This is a genomic window from Rhodoferax sp. GW821-FHT02C08 (assembly GCF_059421805.1).
Genome location: NZ_JBWKVR010000019.1, coordinates 50,486 through 74,089 on the forward strand (window position 1 = coordinate 50,486; position 23,604 = coordinate 74,089).

Annotated in this window: 22 protein-coding genes; 8 read left to right on the plus strand and 14 right to left on the minus strand. The window is 63.7% G+C overall.

From position 1 onward, the window contains the following. Positions 1–2 precede the first annotated feature (2 nt). Positions 3–635, plus strand: coding sequence for a hemerythrin domain-containing protein (locus AC07VY_RS20050; protein ID WP_495099017.1), 633 nt, complete (start codon positions 3–5; stop codon positions 633–635). Here AC07VY_RS20050 and AC07VY_RS20055 read toward each other — a convergent pair. After that, positions 620–2,299, minus strand: coding sequence for an MFS transporter (locus AC07VY_RS20055; protein ID WP_495099016.1), 1,680 nt, complete (start codon positions 2,297–2,299; stop codon positions 620–622). The genes AC07VY_RS20050 and AC07VY_RS20055 overlap by 16 nt on opposite strands. A gap of 227 nt (positions 2,300–2,526) precedes the next feature. Here AC07VY_RS20055 and AC07VY_RS20060 point away from each other — a divergent pair, with 227 nt between their 5' ends. Both AC07VY_RS20060 and AC07VY_RS20065 read left to right on the plus strand, forming a co-directional pair. Continuing rightward, positions 2,527–2,835, plus strand: a complete 309-nt coding sequence (locus AC07VY_RS20060) for a DUF485 domain-containing protein (RefSeq protein WP_495074022.1) — start codon at positions 2,527–2,529, stop codon at positions 2,833–2,835. Beyond that, positions 2,832–4,559, plus strand: coding sequence for a cation acetate symporter (locus AC07VY_RS20065; protein ID WP_495099015.1), 1,728 nt, complete (start codon positions 2,832–2,834; stop codon positions 4,557–4,559). Before AC07VY_RS20060 ends, AC07VY_RS20065 begins: the two co-directional genes overlap by 4 nt. Before the next feature lie 9 nt (positions 4,560–4,568). Here AC07VY_RS20065 and AC07VY_RS20070 read toward each other — a convergent pair whose 3' ends face one another. The 10 genes from AC07VY_RS20070 to AC07VY_RS20115 form a co-directional block, all read right to left on the minus strand. Then, the gene (locus AC07VY_RS20070; RefSeq protein ID WP_495099014.1) at positions 4,569–5,207 is read right to left on the minus strand and encodes a 2-hydroxychromene-2-carboxylate isomerase; all 639 of its coding nucleotides are present in this window, start codon (positions 5,205–5,207) and stop codon (positions 4,569–4,571) included. 26 nt (positions 5,208–5,233) lie between these two features. Continuing rightward, positions 5,234–7,090, minus strand: a complete 1,857-nt coding sequence (locus AC07VY_RS20075; protein WP_495099013.1) for a DUF3857 domain-containing transglutaminase family protein — start codon at positions 7,088–7,090, stop codon at positions 5,234–5,236. Positions 7,091–7,177: 87 nt separating this feature from the next. Beyond that, positions 7,178–7,333 (minus strand): DUF1289 domain-containing protein, encoded by a 156-nt coding sequence (locus AC07VY_RS20080; RefSeq protein WP_495111365.1) that lies wholly within the window; start codon positions 7,331–7,333, stop codon positions 7,178–7,180. A gap of 59 nt (positions 7,334–7,392) precedes the next feature. Then, positions 7,393–7,899 (minus strand): YbaK/EbsC family protein, encoded by a 507-nt coding sequence (locus AC07VY_RS20085; protein WP_495099011.1) that lies wholly within the window; start codon positions 7,897–7,899, stop codon positions 7,393–7,395. Then, the gene (locus AC07VY_RS20090; RefSeq protein ID WP_495099010.1) at positions 7,899–8,807 is read right to left on the minus strand and encodes a hydroxymethylglutaryl-CoA lyase; all 909 of its coding nucleotides are present in this window, start codon (positions 8,805–8,807) and stop codon (positions 7,899–7,901) included. The genes AC07VY_RS20085 and AC07VY_RS20090 overlap by 1 nt, the downstream gene beginning before the upstream one ends. Next, entirely contained in the window at positions 8,808–9,728 is a 921-nt protein-coding gene (locus AC07VY_RS20095) for a 2-hydroxyacid dehydrogenase (protein ID WP_495099009.1), read from the minus strand. Positions 9,729–9,785: 57 nt separating this feature from the next. Continuing rightward, positions 9,786–10,859 carry a hypothetical protein gene (locus tag AC07VY_RS20100; RefSeq protein ID WP_495099008.1) on the minus strand — a complete coding sequence of 358 codons (1,074 nt, stop codon included), beginning with the start codon at positions 10,857–10,859 and terminating at the stop codon, positions 9,786–9,788. A gap of 152 nt (positions 10,860–11,011) precedes the next feature. Then, positions 11,012–12,190: an FAD-dependent oxidoreductase gene (locus AC07VY_RS20105; RefSeq protein ID WP_495099007.1), complete on the minus strand. Its 1,179-nt coding sequence runs from the start codon at positions 12,188–12,190 to the stop codon at positions 11,012–11,014. 130 nt (positions 12,191–12,320) lie between these two features. Beyond that, entirely contained in the window at positions 12,321–12,485 is a 165-nt protein-coding gene (locus AC07VY_RS20110; RefSeq protein ID WP_495099006.1) for a rubredoxin, read from the minus strand. A 221-nt stretch (positions 12,486–12,706) separates the two neighbouring features. Beyond that, on the minus strand, positions 12,707–13,192 hold the full coding sequence (locus AC07VY_RS20115) for a rubrerythrin family protein (protein WP_495099005.1): 486 nt from the start codon (positions 13,190–13,192) through the stop codon (positions 12,707–12,709). A gap of 198 nt (positions 13,193–13,390) precedes the next feature. Here AC07VY_RS20115 and AC07VY_RS20120 point away from each other — a divergent pair, with 198 nt between their 5' ends. After that, positions 13,391–14,572 carry a helix-turn-helix transcriptional regulator gene (locus AC07VY_RS20120; protein WP_495099004.1) on the plus strand — a complete coding sequence of 394 codons (1,182 nt, stop codon included), beginning with the start codon at positions 13,391–13,393 and terminating at the stop codon, positions 14,570–14,572. Between the two features lie 173 nt (positions 14,573–14,745). Then, the gene (locus AC07VY_RS20125; RefSeq protein ID WP_495099003.1) at positions 14,746–16,473 is read left to right on the plus strand and encodes a hypothetical protein; all 1,728 of its coding nucleotides are present in this window, start codon (positions 14,746–14,748) and stop codon (positions 16,471–16,473) included. A gap of 65 nt (positions 16,474–16,538) precedes the next feature. On the opposite strand, the gene AC07VY_RS20130 is transcribed toward AC07VY_RS20125, so the two are convergent. Beyond that, on the minus strand, positions 16,539–17,201 hold the full coding sequence (locus AC07VY_RS20130; protein ID WP_495099002.1) for an HAD family hydrolase: 663 nt from the start codon (positions 17,199–17,201) through the stop codon (positions 16,539–16,541). A gap of 114 nt (positions 17,202–17,315) precedes the next feature. Between AC07VY_RS20130 and AC07VY_RS20135 the strand changes: the two genes are divergently transcribed. The 3 genes from AC07VY_RS20135 (at position 17,316) to AC07VY_RS20145 (ending at position 22,170) form a co-directional block, all read left to right on the plus strand. Then, a complete protein-coding gene (locus tag AC07VY_RS20135) occupies positions 17,316–18,008 on the plus strand; it encodes a response regulator (protein ID WP_495074040.1) in 693 nt (230 codons plus the stop codon). Next, positions 18,005–19,444 (plus strand): sensor histidine kinase, encoded by a 1,440-nt coding sequence (locus tag AC07VY_RS20140; RefSeq protein WP_495074041.1) that lies wholly within the window; start codon positions 18,005–18,007, stop codon positions 19,442–19,444. Before AC07VY_RS20135 ends, AC07VY_RS20140 begins: the two co-directional genes overlap by 4 nt. Before the next feature lie 179 nt (positions 19,445–19,623). Further along, on the plus strand, positions 19,624–22,170 hold the full coding sequence (locus AC07VY_RS20145) for a bifunctional diguanylate cyclase/phosphodiesterase (protein ID WP_495099001.1): 2,547 nt from the start codon (positions 19,624–19,626) through the stop codon (positions 22,168–22,170). 91 nt (positions 22,171–22,261) lie between these two features. On the opposite strand, the gene AC07VY_RS20150 is transcribed toward AC07VY_RS20145, so the two are convergent. Continuing rightward, on the minus strand, positions 22,262–22,570 hold the full coding sequence (locus AC07VY_RS20150) for a Dabb family protein (protein WP_495099000.1): 309 nt from the start codon (positions 22,568–22,570) through the stop codon (positions 22,262–22,264). Continuing rightward, complete coding sequence (locus tag AC07VY_RS20155) at positions 22,567–23,568, minus strand: Gfo/Idh/MocA family protein (protein ID WP_495098999.1); 1,002 nt, start codon at positions 23,566–23,568, stop codon at positions 22,567–22,569. The genes AC07VY_RS20150 and AC07VY_RS20155 overlap by 4 nt, the downstream gene beginning before the upstream one ends. Between the last annotated feature and the right edge of the window lie 36 nt (positions 23,569–23,604).

The following is a 23,604-nucleotide window of genomic DNA, read 5'->3' on the forward strand; positions in this document are numbered from 1 at the left end:
GCGTGCCACAAGAGATGGGTGAATACCGGCTGCCCCCCAGCCTGCAGATGCTACGCAACGAACATGCGGAACTAGCATGCGTTCTGCGTGCCATGAAGCGCCTGCTCGACCGCGGTCCGCAGGACGAGCCCGAGCGCTTTTTCGACCTGCTGCGTGCCATGCTGTTTTATATCGACGAACTCCCGGAAAAACTGCACCATCCCAAGGAGTCGGACTTTCTGTTTCCGCAACTGCTGCGCGTGGCGCCGCAACTCTTCCCGGACGTAGAAAAGCTGGAGAAAGAACACGTTCGCGGTGACGCCCTGGTGCGCTCACTGCAGCACACCCTGATCGCCTGGGAAATAATGGGAGAGCCACGCAGTGCCGCTTTCAATGAAGCCGCCTACGAGTACATCGCGTATTACCAGGCGCATATGCAGCATGAGGAGCGCGTGATCTTCCCGGCTGCCGCCCGCCTGCTACGTGCAGAGGACTGGAAACATATCGATACGGCCTTTGGCCTGGGCTACGCACCGCTGTCAGGCAAGCCCCCAATGCAAAGCGGCTACGAGCGCCTTTACTTCAAAATCATGGCCGGTGCAGCAACAGAGCCGCACCGGCCGGAGCTGGCTACGCAGTCTCAATCGTTGGCGTAAATATCCACGTCCTTGGTTTCCTTGACGAACAGCATGCCGATCACAAAGGTGCCGGCTGCGACCACCACGGGGTACCACAGACCATAGAAGATATCGCCGGTGGCCGCCACCATGGCGAAAGCCGTGGTCGGCAGCAGGCCGCCAAACCAGCCATTGCCGATGTGGTAGGGCAGGCTCATCGAGGTGTAGCGGATGCGGGTCGGGAACATCTCCACCAGCATGGCCGCGATCGGGCCATACACCATGGTCACCAGGATCACCAGGTAGACCAGGATCAGCAGCATCATTGGTTTGTTCATCGCGGCGTTGTCGGCCTTGACGGTCAACCCAGCGGCCTTGGCGGCATCCACCACGGTCTTGCGGAAAGTATCGATTTCCTTCTTGCTGTCGGCCGAGAAGGCGTCGCGCTTCTCGTTCAACGCACCGGTGACTGACGCGATTTCCTTGTCACCCAACTTGATGTTGGCCGTGCTGCCTGGCGCGCCATTCACATTCGTATAGGGAATGTAGTTTTGCGTCAAAGTGCGTTTGGCGATGTCGCAGGAACTGGTGAAGTCGATGTCGCGCGCGATCGGACTGCCCTGGAAGGAGCACTGCGCCGGGTCGGCTGTAATCACCACCGGAACCGACTTCTGTGCGGCCACCAACGCGGGGTTGGCGTACTGCAGCAGGGCCGGGAACACCGAGAAATACGTCACCGCAGCCAACAGGCAGCCACCCATGATGATGGGTTTACGGCCCACTTTGTCCGACAACGCACCGAAGAAGATGAAGAACGGCGTGCCAATCAGCAGAGCCACGGCGATGAACAGGTTGGCCGTGGTCGCGTCCACCTTGGCGATGGTCGTCAGGAAGAACAGTGCATAAAACTGCCCGGTGTACCAGACCACAGCCTGGCCAGCAGTCAGGCCAACCAGGGCCAGGATCACGATCTTCAGGTTCTTCCACTGGCCAAAGGATTCGGTCAACGGCGCCTTGGAAGTCTTACCCTCGGACTTCATCTTCTGGAAGGCGGGTGATTCGTTCATGCTCAAACGGATCCACACCGACACACCCAGCAGCAGAATGGAAACCAGGAAGGGCACGCGCCAGCCCCAGGTATCAAAGTCCGCGCCCAGGGCTTCCCGGCAGCCCAGGATCACAATCAACGACAGAAACAGACCCAAGGTCGCCGTGGTCTGGATCCACGAGGTATAGGCACCGCGTTTACCGTGCGGTGCATGCTCGGCCACGTAGGTGGCGGCTCCCCCGTACTCACCGCCCAGCGCCAGGCCCTGCAGCATGCGCAAGGCTACCAACACGATGGGAGCGGCAATGCCGATGGATGCATAGCTGGGCAGCAGCCCCACAATGAAGGTGGACAAGCCCATGATCAAAATGGTGACCAGGAAGGTGTATTTGCGCCCGATCATGTCGCCCAGACGGCCGAACACAATCGCCCCGAAAGGCCGCACCAGAAAGCCCGCGGCAAACGCCAGCAGCGCAAAGATGTAGCCAGAGGTGGGGTCCAGCCCACCGAAGAATTGCTTGGCGATGATGGCCGCCAAAGAACCGTATAGATAAAAGTCGTACCACTCAAACACGGTACCTAGCGACGAGGCGAAGATGACCTTCTTCTCTTCACCTGTCATGGGCCTGGGTGTTGCTCCCGCGATTGTTGCCATAGCTTGTCTCCTTTGTTGTGCGGACCTCCTCCAAGGGTGGTCTCGAAGCATTTTTCGAATACCACCTGACCATTTCCTTACAAAAGCACACATCCGGGGATAAACCCTGAGCGAAGCTGCGCAGCCGAAAAAGTCAGTTCCCGGTCAGCCCCTCTGCCCACACTCCGCAGCGCTGACATATATCCCCTCACCCTGGTGCGGGCCACAAAGAACCACTGGAGACCAGCATGACAGACCCCGTCGTGGCCCGTATCGAGGCCAATCCCAAGTACCACGAACTGCGGCGCAAGCGCGGCAGCTTCGGCTGGACACTCACCGCACTAATGATGTTGGTGTACTACGGCTACATCGCCCTGATTGCTTTCGACAAGCCTTTCCTCGCACAGCCGATAGGCAACGGCGTCACCACCCTGGGCATTCCCATCGGGCTGGGCGTGATTGTCTTCACCATTCTTATCACTGGCTTGTACGTGCGCCGAGCCAACAGCGAATACGACCGCCTGACCGCCGAAATCCTGAAGGATGCAGCCCAATGAAATCCCTGCTCAAAACCTTCTGCGCCTTCGCGCTCATGGCAGCAACCGGTGCGGTACTGGCTGCTGGCGCAGACCTGGGTCAGGTGGACAAACAACCCACCAACTGGGTGGCCATCACCATGTTCGGCATCTTTGTGGTGGGCACGTTGTTCATCACCAAATGGGCTGCCGCCAAGACCAAATCGGCCTCTGATTTCTATACCGCCGGCGGCGGCATCACGGGCTTCCAGAACGGCTTGGCGATTGCGGGTGACTATATGTCGGCCGCTTCCTTCCTCGGTATTTCTGCCGCCGTGATGGCATCAGGCTATGACGGACTGATCTACTCCATCGGCTTTCTGGTGGGCTGGCCGGTCATCACCTTCCTGATGGCCGAGCGCCTGCGTAACCTGGGCAAATTCACCTTTGCCGACGTGGCGGCCTACCGCTTCCAGCAAACGCCGATCCGCATGTTTGCCGCCTCCGGCACGCTGGTGGTGGTGGCGTTCTACCTGATCGCGCAGATGGTGGGCGCTGGCGCACTGATCAAGCTGCTATTCGGTCTGGACTATTGGCTGGCAGTGGTGATCGTCGGCGCGCTGATGATGGTTTACGTGCTGTTCGGCGGCATGACGGCCACCACCTGGGTGCAGATCATCAAGGCCTGCATGCTGCTGGCCGGCGTGACCTTCATGGCCGTGATGGTGCTGGCGCAATTCGGCTTCAGCCCCGAAGCCCTGTTTGCCAAAGCGGTGGAAGTGAAAACACAGATTGCCGCCAACGACGGCAAGATGCCCGAAGAGGCCGCCAAGATCGGCCTGGCCATCATGGGCCCGGGTGGCTTCGTGAAAGACCCGATCTCGGCCATCTCCTTCGGCATGGCGCTGATGTTCGGCACCGCCGGCCTGCCCCACATCCTGATGCGCTTCTTCACCGTACCAAACGCCAAGGAAGCGCGTAAATCCGTGCTGTGGGCCACCACCTGGATCGGCTACTTCTACCTGCTGATCTTCATCATCGGCTTTGGCGCGATCACCCTGGTGCTGACCAACCCCGAGTTTGCCGACACCATCAAGGGCGTCATCAAAGGCGGCGGCGGGTCCTCCAACATGGCTGCGGTGCTGGTCGCCAAGGCGGTGGGCGGCAACATCTTCTTCGGCTTCATCTCGGCCGTGGCGTTTGCCACCATCCTGGCCGTGGTCGCGGGCCTGACGCTGTCGGGCGCCTCTGCCGTGTCGCACGACTTGTACGCCACGGTGTTCAAAAAGGGCAAGGCCGACAGCGCCTCCGAGCTGAAGGTATCGCGTATCACCACCGTCGCCCTGGGCATCGTGGCCGTGGCCCTGGGCATCGCCTTCGAGAAGCAGAACATTGCCTTCATGGTCTCGCTGGCATTCGCTATTGCGGCCTCGGCCAACTTCCCGGTGCTGTTCATGTCGGTGCTCTGGAAAGACTGCACCACGCGCGGCGCGGTCATTGGTGGCTTCATGGGCCTGATCTCGTCGGTAGGCCTGACCGTGGTGTCGCCATCGGTCTGGGAAGCCACCTTGGGCCACGCCAAGGGCTCGGCGCTGTTCCCCTACACATCGCCGGCACTGTTCTCCATGACCATCGGCTTCATCGGTATCTGGCTGTTCTCGATACTGGACCGCAGCCCGCAAGCAGACAAGGAGCGCGACGCGTTCAAGGCGCAGCAAGTACGCTCGGAAACCGGCCTGGGCGCATCCGGCGCATCTGGCCACTAAGCAACTGCGTTAACCTTTGCCAGCCGCCTGCGCCACGCGGCTGGCAGCCTCCCACGCGGGGCCGTCGAACCAGGCGTCCCCCGCACAGTAAGCGCGCAGCATGGGCAAGGCATCCATGCCCCAGAACAGCTTGTCATCCACTTCAAAAGTGGGCACACCAAACACCCCTTTTTGCAGTGCCGCATCGGTGGCCTGTTTCAATGCAGTCTTGACCTCGCCCCCCATCGGGTCGCGCAGCAGCGGCCGTTGCTGCTGCAACGCGGCAAAGCGGACTGGATCGGCCGCATCCGCACCACCGCACCACACGTGCTGAAACACAGCCTCGGTCAGATGGCGGCTAGGCAGCCCCTGCGGGTCGCAGGCCAGAGCCAGGCGCAGCAGCGGCAGCGGGTTGAATGGGTGCACCACCGGCAGGTCCAGCGCAATGCCCTCGGCATGCGCCAGCCACTGCACATGGCGGTACAGCCAGTCACGCTTGGCCGGCACCTCGGCCGGGCCGCGCACGCCGTGGTACTGCAGCAACCCGCCCAGAAACACCGGCTGGTAGGCGACGGAATAGCTCAGGCCCTGCAGCGCCCGTGGCAGCTTGTGAAACGCCAGGTACGCATAGGGAGAGACGACATCGAAATAAAAGGTAATGTGCTTCATCGCATCCCGAGACCGCCAGTGGAGGCCTATTGCTGGTAGATCAGCTGTTGACGCAGGTTTTTCGCAATCGCCTGCATGGAGGGCTTGCGCTGGGCATACAGAGCAACATCGCACACCATGGACGGATTGCGATCCACAAACTCGCGGTCGCCTTGCAGCACCTGCTTGTCCAAACTGTAGTGGGCGTTAAAGCGCAGTCCCTCTCCCTCGAAGGCCAGATCCTTGGGTGGATGCTGCAAGGTAAACAAGGGATCAAACTGCAGCTTGAATTCTTCGCGCACCCACTTGGGCAGACAAGGCATGGCAAAGCGCCGCTGCTCCGTGCTGAAATTCCCCAGGTTGTCCAGGATATACACCTGCAGATTCGGGATGCTCGGGTTGGCACGCAGACTGCCCGCTTCCGGGTTCGACACGTAGTGCGGAATCAAAATGTCCAGCTCCAGCGTCTGCTCGGCGCGATCCCGGTCCAATGGCGGGTATCGCAGGGTGCCGGTGCCGGTGATCTTTGCCGCCTCCAGCCAGCCTCGCACCGCTTCGCCTTCTTTACCCGCAGGTATCTGCGCCAAACGGTCTTGCAACCACAGCGCGGCCTGCCCGCTTGCGGCAATATGCACAGAGCCCTGGAGCGCGCCCTCCGCACTGATCTGAAAGTCGCTGCGGCTTTCCATCCGGTTGCGCTCGGGGGTCAAAACCGGTGTCTGCCCCACGCTGCTGCCCTGTACGCGCGCCAGCAGCACCGGTTTGCCATACACGCCCCTGGGCAAGGAGCCGAAAGGCACCGAGGTGCCCGTGGGGTCCAGATAAAGATCCTGCGCAGGCACGTACACGATGACATGGTTGAAACCCGCCGCGACCGAGTTCAGCGTGTAGTCGCCCCCCGTATTGATCAATGCGGGAACGGCCTCCACGTCCACCGCCTTCAACAAACCGATCAGCAACAGCATATGGTCTTTGCAGTCGCCGTAGCGGGTATCCAGAATATGCGCCATGTCGTTGGGCTCCCAGCCACCGGCCCCCAGGTAGACGGCGTTGTAACGGATGTTCTTGCGCACCCAGTCATACAGTGCCTTGGCCTTCTCCGCGGGCTCGGTCAGCCCTTTCGTCTCGCGCTCGGCAATGTCGCGCAGTGCGGAATGGGGAGCCAGCTTGGGCTGCACCACCCGGGCAAAGCGATCCGCCAGCGCCTCATTGCTCACCAAGGAAGACACCAGCACCCGCGCCACGGTGGTAGACGCATTGCTGGTGCCCGGGTCGTAGGCCCTGGCGGCTACCTGACCGGTAAAGCGCTGGATTTGCAAACCATCCGCCTCGCTGCGGCTGACTTCAACACCTTGCGTCTCTACCGCCAGGGCCAGGTCCTTGGGTGCCTGCACTTCGACCAGCAACTTTTCCGTGTTGACGTTGTAGTTGGCAAACCAGCTGAAGCTGCGCCAGCCAGGTAACAGGGGCTTCAGCTGCGTCTGCTTGTGGTGCAGCACAACGCGGTCGCCCACTTGCACATCGGGGAATTTCAGCTGCCAGACCCGCAACTCGGGCCAGGTCATGCCTGTGCTGCCTCCCAAAGCGCCACTTTGCTTCTGAATGGCATCTGGTGACACCGGCAGGCGCCGACCATCAGGCTTGAGGGTGTATGCCTCCACCAGCTCGAGGGCCTGCCAACCGTCCTGGTAACTCAGTGGGACGCTGCTGATACTTTGCGCGCCCTCGGGCGACAGCACCCGGTACACCAGGCGCTGCTCCAGCACACTGGTGTCATCCGCCAGAAAGCGCCAGGTTTGCCGGTCTTCCTCTATCACCAGCTTGCTGGCCTGCGCACGGGCTCCTTGGCACACAAGCACCAGGCAGAAGATGCTGAACACGTGAAACAACCGGTGGAGATGCATGGCGAGCCCGTGGCAATGTATTCAAGAGGCGCATCATACGAGTGCAAGCCCAGCCCCGCACACCCCCGTGACCTGGTGCCCCGGACTTTACAAACCCGCCGAGGCCAGCCGCACCCAGACCGCGCGCTTGGCCGCAACATCCATGCTGCTCCAGGCGGCAATCTCGTCCAGGGTGCGCAGGCAGCCTATGCACAGGGCACCTGCTGTGTCCAGCTGGCAGATGGACACGCATGGAGATTCCACATCAAATTGGCCGCTGGCGCAGATAACACCTGTGCGAGCAGCTATCAAATCCGCAGCATTCACACCACAGACTCGGCCAGTGCCACATCGGCCACCGGCGCACCAGTGAGGTGCCGCAGGTCCGCCGGAGCCAGCGCGAACACCGCGTGCGGATGGCCGGCGGCGGCCCATATTTCGGCAAAGCGGAACAGGTCCTGGTCTATCAGTGTCACCGGGGGCGTGGCATGGCCCAGTGGCGCCACACCGCCGATGCTGAAACCCGTGCGCGACTTCACAAATGCCGCATCGGCCCGGCCCACCGCGCCGACCAGTGCCACCACCTTGGCTTCGTCCACACGGCGGTCGCCCGAGGTGACGACCAGCACCGCCGCATCGTCCGACAGGCGGCGGAAGATGATGCTCTTAGCGATCTGCCCCAGAGCAATGCCCAGCGCATCCGCCGCCTGCTGGGCCGTGCGCGCGGCGTCCTCCAGCATGCGCGGCATATGCAAGTGGCCCTGGGCCTGCAGCGCGGCGGCCACCCGTTGCACGCCCTCGGGCAGGGGTTTGAGTTCAGCTCCACACATCACGCCGTCCTTTTATTCCATAAAGCCGTGGCCGCGCGCGACTGCGATTTGCGGCCCAAAAAATCACTGATGTAAACACCCGCATCGACCAAGCCATCCAGGTCAATACCGGTATCTATGCCCATGCCATGCAACATATAGACCACGTCCTCGGTAGCCACGTTGCCGGTGGCGCCCTTGGCATAGGGGCAGCCGCCCAGGCCAGCCACCGACGCGTCAAACTGCCACACACCCAGCTGCAGCGCGGCCAGCGTATTCGCCAGTGCCTGGCCGTAGGTGTCGTGGAAGTGGCCAGACACGGCGTCCAACGCGAAATGCTGCAAGGCTGCCTCCAGCGCGCGCTGCACCTTCAGCGGCGTGCCCACGCCAATCGTGTCGGCCACACCCACGTGCTGCACACCGATCTCGCGCATCAGCCGCGCCACCATGGCCACGCGCTCGGGCGCCACTTCGCCCTCGTAAGGGCAGCCTACCGCACAAGAGATGGCGCCGCGCACCGCCACGTTCTGCGCCAGCGCCGCCTGCACCACCGGGCGGAAGCGCTCTATGCTTTCTTCGATGCTGCAGTTGATGTTGCGCTGGCTGAAGGCCTCGCTGGCGGCGGCAAACACCACCACCTCGTCCGGCCGGGTCGGCAGGGCCGCCTCCAGGCCACGCAGATTGGGCACCAGCACGCTATAGCGCACACCGGGCTTGCGCACGATGCCGGCCATGACCTCGGCGTTGTCGGCCATCTGCGGCACCCACTTGGGGCTGACAAAGCTGGTGACTTCGATCTCGGTCAGGCCGGCCTGCTGCAGGCGCTGCACCAGTTCGATCTTGACAGCCGCCGGCACCGGCTGCTTTTCATTCTGCAGCCCATCACGTGGGCCGACATCGACGAGTTTTACGCGGGATGGCAAAGACATTCAATAACCTCTTTCGCGTTCCACCACGCCCGCCACGGGCAGGCCTTGCAGCAGGGCCTGCAGCTTGGCGATGATCTGCGCCAGGCTGTCGGGCAGCAGGGTGCGAGCTGAAATATGCGGGGTGATGTGGATCTGGGGGCGGCCCCAGAACGGGTGTTGCGATGGTAGCGGCTCGGTGCGGAACACGTCCAGCGTGGCGCCGGCCAGGTGGCCGCTGTCCAGCAGGGCCAGCAGGTCGGCATCCACCAGGTGGGCGCCGCGCGCCACGTTGATCAGATAGCCGCCAGGCTTCAGCTGCGACAGGGTGTGCCGGTTAAGGATGTTCTCGGTATCCTGCGTGAGCGGCAGCAGGCACACCAGCACCCGGCTGGCGGCCAGAAACGCATCCAGCTGCGCTGTACCGGCAAAGCACTGCACGCCGTCCACCGCCCTGGGCTGGCGGCTCCAGCCCCGCACCGGGAAGCCAAAGCCGTGCACCGCCTGCGCCACCTGCGTGCCCAGCACGCCCAGGCCCATCACGCCCACCGGGAAATCGCTGCGCAACGCGGGTTCGCGCCGGACCCAGCGGCCGGCCCGGGCATCGGTCTGATAGCCATCCATATCGCGGAACAGGCGTAGCAGCGCATGGCACACAAACTCCACCATTTGCGCGGCCATGCCGGCGTCGTCCAGCCGCACCACCAGGGTCTGCGGCGGAATGCGCAGGCGCATCAGCGCGTCCACCCCGGCGCCCAGGTTGAACACGGCTTTCAGCCCCGGCTGTTCGTCAAAAAATGCCTGCGGTGGCGCCCACACCAGTGCGTAGTCGGCCGGCGGGCTGCCGGGCTCCCACAGTGCCACTTCGGCCTGCGGCCACACGGCGTGCAAACCATTTATCCAAAACTCCAGCGGCCCATCCGGCTGGTACAAGGCAATCCGCATCCACGTCCCCTCTTGTCTGAAAAACCTATTGTGTATGCGGACAGACCGGGCCGAGGTTCAGGGGGCTTTCGCGGGTGTCGCAGGCTTGGCGGGGGGTACCCAGACCACCACGTTGTCCACGGCGTACAGCTGGCACGGCGTCTGGCTGGCACGGCGGCAGCGGGCCAGGGCGCGCTCGGCCGGGTCGTGCGGCTCGGAGGCATCGTCGGGGTCGCGGCCCACGCTGTAAATCACTTTCTGGCTGGACAAGACGAACGCGCGCGGCAGGGGTTGGCCCAGCCAGTCGCGGTAGGCCTTGCGCACGTGCTCGGCGTTGTAGGGCAAGGCGTCCAGATCGTCCAGCTTGGCATAGCCGGATGCGCGGTAAGGCACGACGACCCGGCTGTCATCGGCAGACGCGGCCGGTACCGGGGCAATCGCCTGGGTAGGCTCCGCCACCACAGCACGCGCCGGAATGGGCGGCAGCTTGACCTCGGTGCTGCGCTTCTCCATGAAGCCGCGCAGCAGGTCGGGCAGCTGCTTGGCCCAGGCGATCATTTCTTCGTCGTTCTCCACGGCCTGGGCGGGCACGAACACCCGCACCCGGCCGTAGTCATTGCGGCCGTACTTGGTGTAGACCACTTCGTAGGCGGCGCCGGGCGGCGAGATGGACTGCGCCTGCAGCCATTGCTGTGCCTGGATGTAGAACTCACCCTGCGTGCCCAGCAAATGGCCGGACCGCTGGAAGACCTGCAGGCATTCCGATTCCTTCCAGTTGCTGCCAAAGCTGTCGCTGAACAAGGGGTTGCGCAGCTTGCAGGTCTCGGCATCCCAGTCGGCACCGGCCACGCTGCGGGCCGGCATCTCCAACACCACACCGGCACGCATATGGCCGGCCTGCGCATCCAGCGCATAGGCGGCAAACACAGCCAGCCGTGGCGGCGGGCCGCGCTTCACGCTCCACTGGGCCTGGGCTACGTAAGTCCAGTTGCCGTCGGGCAGTTGCAAGGTGCGGGAGCCTATGCTGAGCTGCTTGTCGGCCACCGGCTGCGCGGGTGGTCCGGCGGTCACGTCGATGGCGAACGCGGGCACGGCCAGCGCCGCCAACCCCAGCGCGCACAGCCAGCGCGGGATGTTTCTCACAATGTCCATGGTGTCTCCAGATATTCTGGAGGGCGAGTATCCCACCGGCCAGCAGCCCGCCTGGGTGCGACGCAGGCAATCCAGGCGTTTGCTATATTTTCAGGAGCTGCCAGCGCAGGTATCTTCTGCGCTGGCGGCCGATTTCATTACAAACCCTAGCTTCAGGCCGCAGCCGCCATTTGCTTTACCAACGCCATGCGCTTGCTGGTGTGGCTGCCGGTAAGCACAAAGCCGTGGTGCGTGTCCGCCGTCTCGGCCGAGGCGAACCACCATTCGCCCAGTACCTGCTCCACCCACTGGCCCAACTGGCCGGGTGCGGGCGGATGCGCCACGATGGGCAGGGCCGGGGTTTTGATGGCCACGGGCATGGCCTGGAATGCCAGCGCGGTGTCGGTGCCATGGAGGTTGGCGGCCAGTGCCTTGGCGGCCGCCATGATGGGCATCACATAGGGCAAGGTGCGGCCAGTGGGTGCGCCTGGGCTGGCGGCGCTGGCGTACTGGGCGGCATCGCCCAGGGCCCAAACATGGGCGGCGCTGGTGCGCAGCTGCTTGTCCACCAGAATGCCGCGCTCCACCGCAATGCCGCTGGCCTGGGCCAGCGCCATGTCGGCGCGCAGGCCGACGGCGCTGAGCACGATGTCGGCGCCGAGCGTCTGGCCGTTCGAAAGCCCCAGGCGCAGCCCATCGGTGGCGACATCCACGCTCTGCACCGTAGCGCCCAGCTGCCACTGCACCGAGAGTTCGGATAGGGCGGCCTGCAGCTGCGTGCTGGCCGTAGGCGGCAGCAAGGCGGACAGGGGCCGGTCGGACGGGTCGATCACCGTCACCCGGTAGCCCGCGCCGGCCAGGTCGTTGGCAAACTCGCAGCCGATCAGACCGGCGCCCATGATCGCCACACGCGCGCCCTCGCCCAGCGCGGTCAGGCGCTGGTGGAAGACGGCAAAGTCGTCCAGCGAGTTGACCGACAGCACGCCATCGGCTGCATCACCCTGCAGCGGTATGCGGATGGGCTGGGCGCCGGTGGCCAGCACTAGGTCGCGGTAGGGCAAGGGGCCGGCGCCGGTGTGCAGCGTCTGCGTGGCCGTGTCGATGGCCGTGACCTGGGTATGGGGCAGCAGCGTGACGTTCAGCGTCTGGGCAATGCTGACGGCCGGCGTGGTCACCAGTTGGGCTGGGCCGCGCTTCTGGCCAAAGGCATTGGACAGCGTGGGTTTGGCATAAAAGTCACCGGAATTTGCCGTCACCAGGGTGATGGGCGTGGTGGTGTCGAGCTTACGGAACTCGCGTGCGGTTTGCCAGCCGGCCAGGCCGGCGCCAATGATCAAAACGGGATGGGACATAGGGCTTGGATATGGAAAAGGCTTGCTGCCGCGACTGCCGGCGAAACACACGGCGCAGAGCGGGGGAATAAAAAATGGCTGCAGGGGTAAGCACCACCAGCAGCCATTTTCGCTTGCGGAAGCTGGATTCTTAAATCTCTACCGCTTCAAAGTCGGCCTTGGCCACGCCGCATTCCGGGCATTCCCAGCTGGCAGGCACGTCGGCCCACAGGGTGCCGACGGCAATGCCGTCTTCCGGGCGGCCGGTGGCCTCGTCATAGATGAAGCCGCAAACAATGCAGATATAGGTTTTCATGGTGGTTTCCTTATTGTTCACCCCCAGGCTACAGTGCTGCGCACTTTCCGCCTCCCCCTTTGCAGCGGGCAACACCAGCAGCCTGGCAAAGCCAGCTCTGCGGTGTTTTTGGTGGGCGTGCGTCTCAGCTGAAGACTGGGTTGGTGAAGTTGGTTAATGGTCTGTAAAAATGCCTCTAGCGCAGATAAATCGAGCGCAAGCAGCTATGAAAAATGCAGCAATTATGCCGCCAGCGTGGCCAGCTGCGCCTTGTAGTGGTTGGCGTGGCGCTCCTCCACCTTGGCCAGGGCGGCAAAGCGTTTCTGGGCTTTTTCCAGCACGGCCTTGAACTGGGCGGCATGGACCTTGGACTCTTCGATCTGCTCGTCCATCTCGGCCACGGCAGCGGCGTTGCCCTCGGCTTCGGCGGTCGCGCGGAAGCCGGGGTACATCTCGCTGTACTCATAGGTTTCACCGTCGATGGCGATCTGCAGCGCCTTGGCGGGCGTCATGCTGGCCTTGGGGTAGAGCAAGTCCAGGTGGCCGAAGGCGTGCATCACTTCCTGGTCGGCAGTGGCTTCAAAGGCCCGGGCCGTAGCCTCGTCACCGGCTTCGCGCGACAGCTTGGCGAAGTAGCGGTACTTGATATGGGCCATGGATTCGCCAGCGAAGGCGGCTTCGAGGTTGGCGAAGGTCTTGATTTCGGGGCGTTGGGCGGGCGTGGTCATCGTGGGCTCCTGTAGGTTGGTATTGCGATACAGGAGCAATCTTACGGGTCACGCGGCAAAAAAGACAATTGATAAAACAAAATCGATTGATAGGAACTATTTAGACATCCCCAGCCCTGGCCTGCAGCATGTACGAAAACATATCTGATTCGTAACAGACTCATTACAATTCCCAGCGTCTTTGCCTATGGAAGCCAGATGACTGCACGCTCGCTTGCACTACTTAACGATTTGCTGGGCCGCCTGTATGACGGCGTCATGACATCCGAGGGCTTCCAGTCCTTCATCGAAGCGCTGCGGGAGCTTTTCCAGCTCAAGGGCGTATCGCTGATGGTGCGGCATGCAGAAACGCAGGAAATTCGGGGCATATGGCTTTGCGGTATCGCCCAGTCGGAGATAGAAAGCTACGTCCTGGAATATGCGGACGAAGACATGCTGGCGCAACACATCATGCGCTCGCCCGTGGCCCACTTCTACGCCAGCAACCTGGATGTACCCCACCCCGAACGCATTCCGGAAAGCCGCTTCTACAAAGAGTGGGTGATCCCGCAAGGCATGGCCTATGCTGCTGGGGCGATTGTGTTGCAAGAGGGTCCCTGGTCCACCCTGCTATTTGTGCAAAAAGCGCCATCGCACCCGCCTTTCGTCCGTGCGGAAATGGAGGAACTCAACCTGCTGATACCGCATCTGCAGCGCGCCATCCAGATGCGCCAGCGCTTCACCGAGCTGCAGCTGGGTCAGAACTTCCTGATCGCAGGCCTGGACGTGCTGGCCATGCCCACCTTTTTGCTGGCGGAAGACGGCCTGGTGGTGCACCACAACCGCAGCGCGACCACGATGCTGGCGACGCTGCCGGACATACGTATAGACCAGGGACACCTGCAAACCAACGACCGGGCCACCAACCGCAAGCTCAACTGGGAAATTGCCCAGGCCGTACGCACGCGCCTGGACCACCGCAATGAAATGAATGGCGTGGTGTTGATGCCCCGCAGTGGCCACCAGCCGCTGATGCTCATGATTACCCCGCTACCGCTGCCGGAACCCTCCACCGTGCGCGGTGCGGCACTGATGTTTGCCTTCAACCCCGAGGCCACGCCCCGCGCCACGCTGGACCTGGTGCGGCGGCTGTTCACGCTCTCCAACGCCGAGGCGGAACTGGCCGTCGCCCTGTGCAGCGGCAAGGCGCTGGACGATGTGGTGGAGGACCGAGGCACCTCCATCAACACGGTGAAGAGCCAGCTCAAGAACATTTTTCTCAAAACCGGCACCAAACGCCAGTCGGAACTGGTCGCCCTTCTGCTGTCCAGCCCCGCCTATTTTCTGGCGACCGAGTACCCCGCGCTTCCCGCGCAAGCCATCTTGGCGGCCGGGTTCTAGATCCATCTTTTTAAGGGCCACTCACCCGTTCGGGTGATAGCGCGTTCGCGCCCGCTGATACACACTTGGTTACATGTGAGCCATCCCCCTGGGAATAGCTCCATCGGGCGACTGCAACCGCCCGTTCCAAGAGGGCATAGCGCGCCCGGATATCTATCTAAAAAGGACACACGATGCATCTTTCTCGCAAGCAACTCGGTCTGGCCCTGGCCTCCTCAGCGCTGCTGGGCCTGGCCGCCTGTGGCGACGGTGGCAGCAGCCCTACCACGGCTGCAGCGACCACGACAACCTTCAGCGGCACCGCCGCCACCGGCGCCGCCATGGCAGGCGCCACGGTTTCCATCAGCTGTGCTGCCGGCTCCGGCACCGCGATCACCTCCACCACTGGCAGCTATACCGCCAGCCTCACGGGCGTAACGCTACCCTGCGCCGTCAAAGCCACCAGCAGCGATGGCAATACCGTGCTGTATTCTGTTGTCGCGCCCGGCACCAGCACCACCCAGGTGGCCAATATCACGCCTCTGACGCAGCTGCTGGTCGCCAGCCTGGCCGGCACCGACCCCGCCAGCTTCTTCAGCAACTTCAGCAGCAGCGCCAGCACAGTGACAACCAGCAGCGTCAGCGCCGCCCAGACCGCGGTACTGACCACGCTGAGCAACGCCGGCCTGGATGTCTCCAGCCTGACGGATCTGCTGACCGGCACCTTGGTGGCAGCGACCTCCAGCACCAGCGGCAATGCCTACGACCAGGTACTGGACGCACTGAAGACCCAGCTCACCGCCAGCGGCACCACCTTGGACACACTGACCACCACCGTGGCCGCGGCATCGCCATCTGCCAGCACCACGACAAACGCCAGCAACAACATTGCCAGCCTGCCTGCCGCCCTGCTGCTGAAGGCTGCAGATAACAACTGCTCGGCATTGCGCAGCGGCGACTACTGGGTCTTCAGTCCCACCATGAATGGCAGTATCAGCGACCAGATCGCCAGCGGCAGTTTTGACGCCACCAGCCAGACCATGACCAACCTGGTCGGCAGCTCAACCGTGCTCAGCGCCAATGGTGCCAGCTGCCGCTATCTGGCGGCCGACGGAGTCAGCGACGTAGTCGTGTCCCAGGCCGGCGTGCTGATGGCCAGGGTGCTGAACAATGGCGTTTACCGCCTGCGCTTCGCCATCCCCAAGCAGACCATTGCCGTGTCTGACCTGGCCGGCAACTGGAACGGCCTGGGTTTTGAGCTCAACAGCGGGGGAACAGCCTACGCCACTGACACTTTCACTGCCACCGTCGACAGCAGCGGTGTATTCAGCTCGGTCCTGGCCTGCGACGGCGCCAATAGCAGCGCCACCTGCACCAGCAACGCCAGCCCGTCCATACACTTCAGCAGCAATAGCGCAGGCGGGTTCGACCTGGCCAGCACGGCGGCGAACGATACATGGACCGACCGTGCGTTCGCCTACCGCGCCGGCAATGGTGACCTGATGCTGGTGCAAATCGCCGGCGACGGCAGCGTATCGACCTGGACGCACAAGCGCACTCTGAGCCTGCCTGCCGTGAACTCCGTAGGCCCTGCCGGCTGGTCGGTGCGCGCCAGCAACACCCTGGTGGCGAACACCTTGTCCTCCGACGTGGGCTACACCGTCACCGCCGTCGATAGCGCCACCAGCAGCGTCACGCGGACCCTGCTGGTCAGCGCCAGTGGCACCGACACCTTCCAGCAAACCATCGTGCAGAACAACCCGCGCGATGGCTACAACTTCCGCGCCGCCACCACGGCCACCAGCGCGGCCAATGCCAGCGTGACGGTACGTGAGCGCACCAGCCTGAACCTGCGCGGCATGGGCGTATCGGTGCAGTCGGTACCCAACTTCAATGCCTTCCAGATCAGCATAGACCAGTAAGGTCAGCGCAAGCTCTATCCAGGCCCGGCCCGCTCAGGCGCGCCGGGCCTGGCTGTTTTTGCACCTCAAACCAGCAGCTCCGCCAACTGATCCATGCCCGTAAAAGTGACTGCAGCCCCCGCCTCACGCAAGGCCTGGGCATCCACATGGCCAGAGGTGTCTGGCGCATAGCCGAACACCGTGGCCCCAGCCGCCACCCCGGCACGCACACCGGTCACCGTGTCTTCCACCACCGCACAGTGCGCGGGCCTGGCTTGCAGGGCTGCGGCCGCCGCCAGGTAGACATCGGGCCATGGCTTGGACCGGGGCATTTCATGGCCGCTGAAGACGCGGCCCTCGAAGTATTCAATCAAACCCACCTTGCGCAGCTGCAACTCCACCTTGATGCGGTCTGCCCCGGACGCACAGGCGATGCGGCCGGCGTAGCCTGTGTGGATGGCGTGTACCGCCGTGTGGATATGGGGCACGGCCTCCAATTGGTCTTGCAGAGCCTGGTTGCGCCGGGCGCGGAACTCCGCCATCCAGGCTTCGGTCACAGCTTGGCCGGTGTTGGCCTGGATCGCGGCGACCTCGTCCATCACCGCCTTGCCCACAAAGAAGCGCATGCACTCCGCCGCCGTCATCTCCCAGCCCTGGGCCGCCAGCATGTCGCGCAGCACGCCATTGGTCAGTGGCTCGGAATCCACCAGCACACCATCACAGTCAAACAACACCGCTTCAAATTTCATGGTTTCGCTCCTTGCGGGCGATGGTAAACGCGCTGGCCAAGAGGCGTAACCGACCGGCTAGTGCCACGGGCAAGCCTGGGGGGAATTCCAGCCACATTCATTTATGCTCGGGACATGGCCCATTTATTGATTGTGGAAGACGACGATTTGCTGCGTGACGGCCTGGCCGCCCAATTGGGGCAGGCTGGCCACCAGGTGGCCACGGCCGCCAACGGCGCTCTCGGACAAACCCTGCTGGAAAGCACACGCTTTGACGGCGTCGTGTTGGACCTGGGGCTGCCGGTGATGGACGGCATGCACCTGCTGCGCTGGATACGGCAACGCCAACTGGCCCTGCCAGTGCTGATACTGACCGCACGCGACGGTGTGGAAGACCGGGTGGAGGGCCTGAACGCCGGCGCCGACGACTATCTGACCAAACCCTTCAGCATGGCCGAGTTGGAAGCCCGCCTGGGCGCCATGCTGCGGCGCTCTCGCCTGCCGGCATTCGGTGGCTCGCTGGAAATGCCCACCGGGCGCCTGCGCCTGGACGCCACCCAGCCTCTGGCCTGGCTGGACGACGAACCGCTGGAGCTGACCCAGCGCGAATGGTCCCTGCTATCGCTGCTGGTCGCCAATGCCGGCCAGGTGGTGGGCCGCGAGGAGGTGCTGGCCGTGTGGCAGTCCGACCCCAACGACGGCACCAACACCGGGTCCAACGCGCTGGAGGTATACGTGCACCGCCTGCGCCGCAAGCTGGCCGATTCGGGCCTGAACATACGCAACGTACGCGGCCTGGGCTACATGCTGGAAACCACGGCACCATGAGCCTGCTGGGTTTACCCCCAGGTCTGCAAAAAGACAAAGCCCCTGGTCTATCGCTGAAACGCCAGCTCCTACTGTGGCTGCTGCTGCCCCAGCTGGTGCTCTGGCTGGTGGGCGGGCTGCTGGCCTACCGCATTGCGCTGAACTACGCCGAAAAAGGTATAGACCAGTCGCTCACCCAATCGGTGCGCTCGCTGGCGCGCCAGGTCAAACCTATGGGCTCGGGCCTGCTGGTGGACTTCCCGCGGGCCGCGCGCGACATAATTGAACAGGACCCGAACGACCGGGTCAGCTATATGGTGTCCTCACCGCCGGGCCAGTTCGTGCTGGGCAACAGCCAACTGCCCGACCCGCTGCTGGACGTGCATGTGGAGCCAGGCGAACCGCTGATCTACGAAGCTCTTTTGGACAAAAAGCCGGTGCGGGTAGCCCTGCTGGAAGTCAACTACGGCGACGCCGACGCCCCGCAGCGCCTGCGTGTGCAAGTGGCCAAAAGCCTAGCCGTGCAGCAGCGCATCGCGCGTGAGCTGGTAGCCGATATGCTGCTCCCCCTGCTGCTGCTGGGGGCGCTGCTGGGCATCGTGGTGTACATCGGCGTGGGCCGCGGCCTGCAGCCCCTGAATCGACTGGAGGCTCTGCTGGGCGACCGCACCCAGCGCAGCTTCACCACCCTGTCGCCGATCGAACTCACCCAGGCGCCGCAAGAGGTCCACTCCCTGGCCGAGGCCGTGAACCATATGCTGGCCGCCGTACGCCGCAGCCTGGGCCAGGAAAAGCGCTTCATCAACGACGCTGCCCACCAGCTGCGCACACCGCTGGCCGGCCTGATCAGCCAGACCGAGCTGGCCCTGACCGAGCGCGACCCGCAGGCCTTGCAAGACCGGCTGACCAAGGTGCACGCCGGCGCCTTGCGCAGCGCCCACCTGGTACACCAGCTGCTGTCGCTGGCCCGGACCGAGGCCGACATCCAGCAGCGGCCACTGGACGTTGCCGCCCTGGCGCGCGAGGTGGCCCGCGAATGGACGCCACGCGCCATCGCGGCCGGTATCGACCTGGGATTTGAAGGGGACGACAAACTGCTCACCCAAGGCGAGAAACTGTTGCTACGCGAAGCCCTGAGCAACCTGATAGACAACGCACTGCACTATGCAGGCCGTGGCGCCACCGTCACCTTGCGGGTGCAACAGTTGCACAACCAGGCGGTGGTGGAAGTGGAGGACAACGGCCCTGGCCTGCCGGAGCTGGCAGAAGCCGACCTGCCCCGCGTATTCGAGCGTTTCTGGCGTGCCAGTGAGATACCCGGTGGCTGCGGCCTGGGCTTGTCCATCGTGGCAGAAATCGCCCTGCGCCATGGCGGCTCGGCACAGGCCTTGAACGTGCTACCCCGGGGGTTGTGCGTACGCCTAAGCCTGCCGCTGGCTGAGCCAGCTCCGACATAGGACCTGGAATAGGTTCTCAGGCGGCCCGGCAGCGCAATTTATGGCCTCATGAGCGACCTGCGTGTGGGATACTGAATTTTGACGGGACCGTCGGCGGACGGTGGCCCCACACATCCCGACCTGCAACCGACGGCCACAGCAAACCTATCGACGCAAGCCCCGTTCCCCTAGATTTGTACATGCGTATTTTTCGCCCATCCCTCAGAGTCGCGATCACCGTGCCGTTTGCGCTGATCCTGGTGGTGACCGTGGCCCTGCAGGCGCTGACGCAACAAGAAAACACCGCCAGGCTAATCGACAAGACCAGCACCCGCATACTGGATGCCCTGATGGTGGCCGCAAGCAATCGGCTGGCCAGCTTTTTAGACGAGCCGTTTCGCATCCAAGCCGATATTGCCGACGCGATCAGTCGCCACGGGCTCTACACCCCCAATGACATGGGCCCCATCTACCGCCATTTGCGCGGCGTATACCAAGACCGCTACATGGACCAGACGCAGATGAGCGTGTTGGACTTTGGCAGCGAGGCGGGTGAGCTCGCCGGCATGCGCCGCGAAGGCGCCGGAGCCAATTTCGCGCTGATGCTCAAAGACGCCTCGACCCAGAACAAGCTGCTCATTTACAAAGGCGACCACCCGGACAGCGAAGTCATCGCGTCCTACGACAAATACGATCCCCGCGTGCGTCCCTGGTACGCGCCGTTTGCCCAGTCCGGCAAGGCCGGCTGGTCCGACATCTATGCCAACTACGACGAGCGGGCCGAAATCACCATCTCGGCGGCAAGCCCCGTCAAGGTCGGCACGAAGCTGATCGGCGTCATAGAAGCCGATGTCAAGTTGGACGGTCTGAACCATTTTCTACACGAAGAGCCTCTGCGCGGCACCGGCATCATCGCCATTACCGATGTTGAGGGGCGCCTGGTGGCGCATTCAGAACCCGGCTCGGTGCTGGCGGATGGCAACAACGGCACACCCCGCGGCGAACGCATGCGTCTCCAGGAGGCCGACAACCCGGTGCTGCGCGCCGCCGCACCGGCCGTTGCGCAAGCCCCCAAGGGAAGCGCCACAGGCTTTCAGCTAACGGTCAACGGCCAGCTGTACATCTGCCGGGTGGCGCCGTATTCGGACATCCGCGGGCTGAACTGGCGCATCGTGACCCTGGTGCCGGAGTCCGATCTGCTGGGCGACATCCGTGCTTCGAGCCAGCGCAGCCTGGTAGGGATTGCGGGCTTTGCCACCCTGGGCTTCCTGCTCGGACTATGGGCGATCAACTGGATTACCCGCCCCATCCACCGCACCGCGCAGGCAGCCAACCAGCTCGCGCTAGGCCAATGGGATACCAAGATCGACAAAGGCAGCGCGGTCCAGGAAACCGACACCTTGGTGCAGGCCTTCAATGCCATGGCCCAGCGCCTGCAACACTCCTTCAACGATATGCGCAAGCAGTTGCGCTACGACCACCTGACGCAGCTGCTGACGCGCCAGGGCTTGCTGGAAGAAGTGAACTGGAGCGATGCCCGGCCTGCGGTGCTGTGTCTGGTCGGGCTGGATGGTTTCCGGGCAATCAACGACAACGTGGGGCATGCCACTGGCGACCACTTGCTGCAAGCCATCGCCGAGCGCATGCGGACCCGCTTCCCCGCCCCAGTGCTGCTGGCGCGCGTGGGCGGCGACGAGTTCGTCTTGCTGCACTGGGGCACCCTCCACTCCGCAGCCGAGATGGGCGTACAGATAGGACATTTGTTCACCACCCCGTTCGCCTCGGGCGGCGACGAGGTCAGAGTCACCGCCTCGGTGGGCGTGGTCCAGGGGCGCTTGCTGGCGGATGGCCTGCCCGAATGGCTGCGCAATGCGAGCGTGGCGCTGGGCGAGGTCAAGCGCCGCAGCCGCGGCGCCTGCGTGGTGTTCGAGCCCGGCATGATGGAGCAATCGCTGGAGCAGGCGCGGCTGGCCAATGAGCTGCGCCAGGCACTGGAGCGCGGCCAGTTTCTGGTGCACTACCAACCCGTGATCCATATGGCCACGGGCAGCGTCAGCGGCGTCGAAGCCTTGGTGCGCTGGCAGAGCCCGACACGCGGTATGGTGCCCCCCGGCATCTTTATCCCGATCGCCGAGACCTCCGACCTGATCCTGGCGCTGGGAGACTGGGTGCTGCGCACAGCCACCCGCGACATCGCCCAACACCTGACGCAATTGCCAGCCAACTTCGAGCTGCACGTGAACGTATCGGCGCGCCAGCTGATCCAGTCCGACTTCAGCGCCACATTGCAACAGGCCTTGCGCGACAGCGGCCTGCCGCCACACCACCTGACGCTGGAGCTGACCGAATCGGTGCTGATCGAACAAGACGGCCAGACCGAAGAGCGGCTGCGCGAAATCCGCGCCCAGGGCGTGAAGATCGCCATCGACGATTTCGGCACCGGCTACTCCTCGCTGGCCTACCTGGGCCTGCTGCCATTCGACTGCCTGAAGATCGACCGAAGCTTTGTACGCAACCTGTGCAACTCCAGCCAGGACGCGGCCATCGTGGCCGCCGTGCTGCACATGGCCGAGGGCTTTGACGTCACCGTCGTGGCCGAAGGCGTGGAAACCGAGGCCCAGGCACAACGCCTGCGGCACATGGGCTGCAGCCACGCGCAAGGCTATTGGTTTGGCCGCCCGGTGCCGTGGGAAAGCCTCGACTGGGGAACGCGGCACCTGCCACAGGGCGACGCCGGTGCGGCCTAGACCGCCACAGCCATGTGCTTGAATCCATAAAGAAAAACGGCCTCTAACGCAGATATTACCTACGCTAGCAGCTATCAAATACGCAGCATACTCAGGTATCCAGGTCAAACACCATCAAGCCCTGCACACCGCCCTGCGCTGCCTGCACCAGCTTGGCGCCAGTAGCCTGGTGGGCCGGATGGGCCTGGTAAGCGGCCAGCGCCCGCTGGTCGTCGAACACTGCGATGAAGCCATCGGCAAACCCGTGGTCCAGGTCTTCATAGCGGGCATTGGCACCGGCGCGCACCTCGTGCAGGCCGGGTATTACGCCCACCAGCGCCTGCAGCTCGGCCCACAAGGCCTGCTTGGTAGCCGCGCTGATCTCGGGCCGGAAGCGGATGAAAACGCTGTGGTGGATCATGCTGCGGCCCCCGGGTACTGCACCGCCACGCTGCGGCCGGTCTGCGCACTCTCCAGCACCGCCAGCGCTACGGCCAAGGAACGCACGCCCGCCGGGCCGTCGGCCATATCGTGGGGCTGCCCCTTTACCGCCAGATGGAAGTTCTGCACGCCACGGCTGTACAGATCTACCTGGTCCAGCGGCAAGGCCTGCTCGCCCTGGGCGTTCTTGAAGTCGAGCCGACCGTCCGGCCCCTGGTGCAGGACGCCCACGCCTTTCAGCGAACCCTGGGTGCCGTGGACTTCCAGCCCTACATCGGCGAATGGCGTATTGAAGCCCTGGTGGGTGAAAGCGGTCAGCCCGCTGGGGAAACGCCAGACCGACATGGCGTTGTCTTCCATGCCTTCGGCCATGCCGCTGTTGCTGGTCATGGCGACCACCTCGGTCGGGTACTCGCCCAGCAGAAAGGCCAGCGAATCGGCGTTGTGCACCGCGATGTCCAGCACCACGCCGCCGCCCGCGCCCTTGTCCTTCAAGCGCCAGCCCTGCAGATGCGCCGGCAGGTACACCGAATGGTTGACGCGCGCCGACACCAGCCGGCCCAGTGCGCCCTGCTGGATCTTGTCGCGCATCTGCCGGTGCGCGCTGTTGTGGCGCAGATGGTGGTTGGTGCCCATCACCACGCCGGCTCTGGCGCAGGCCTGCACCATGCGCTGGGCTGCGGCCAGCGAGGTTGCCAGCGGCTTCTCGCACAGCACATGCAGCCCCAGGCTGGCGGCGTGCAGCACCGAGGCCTCGTGCTTTTCGTTGGTGCTGGAGATGTAGACCGCGTCCACGCCCAGGCTGGCCAGCGCGGCTTCGTCGTCGGTGGCGTGGGCGATGCCGTGGCTGTTGGCAAAAGCCCGGGCCCGCGCCAGATCGCCGGAGACCACGACCACCACCTCGTCGCCGACGGAACGCACGGCGGCCACCATCCACTCGCCAGCAATCGTGCTGGCTCCGATAAATGCCCAACGCATAAGGTCTCCTGTATTTTTTAAAATCAAAATGATAAC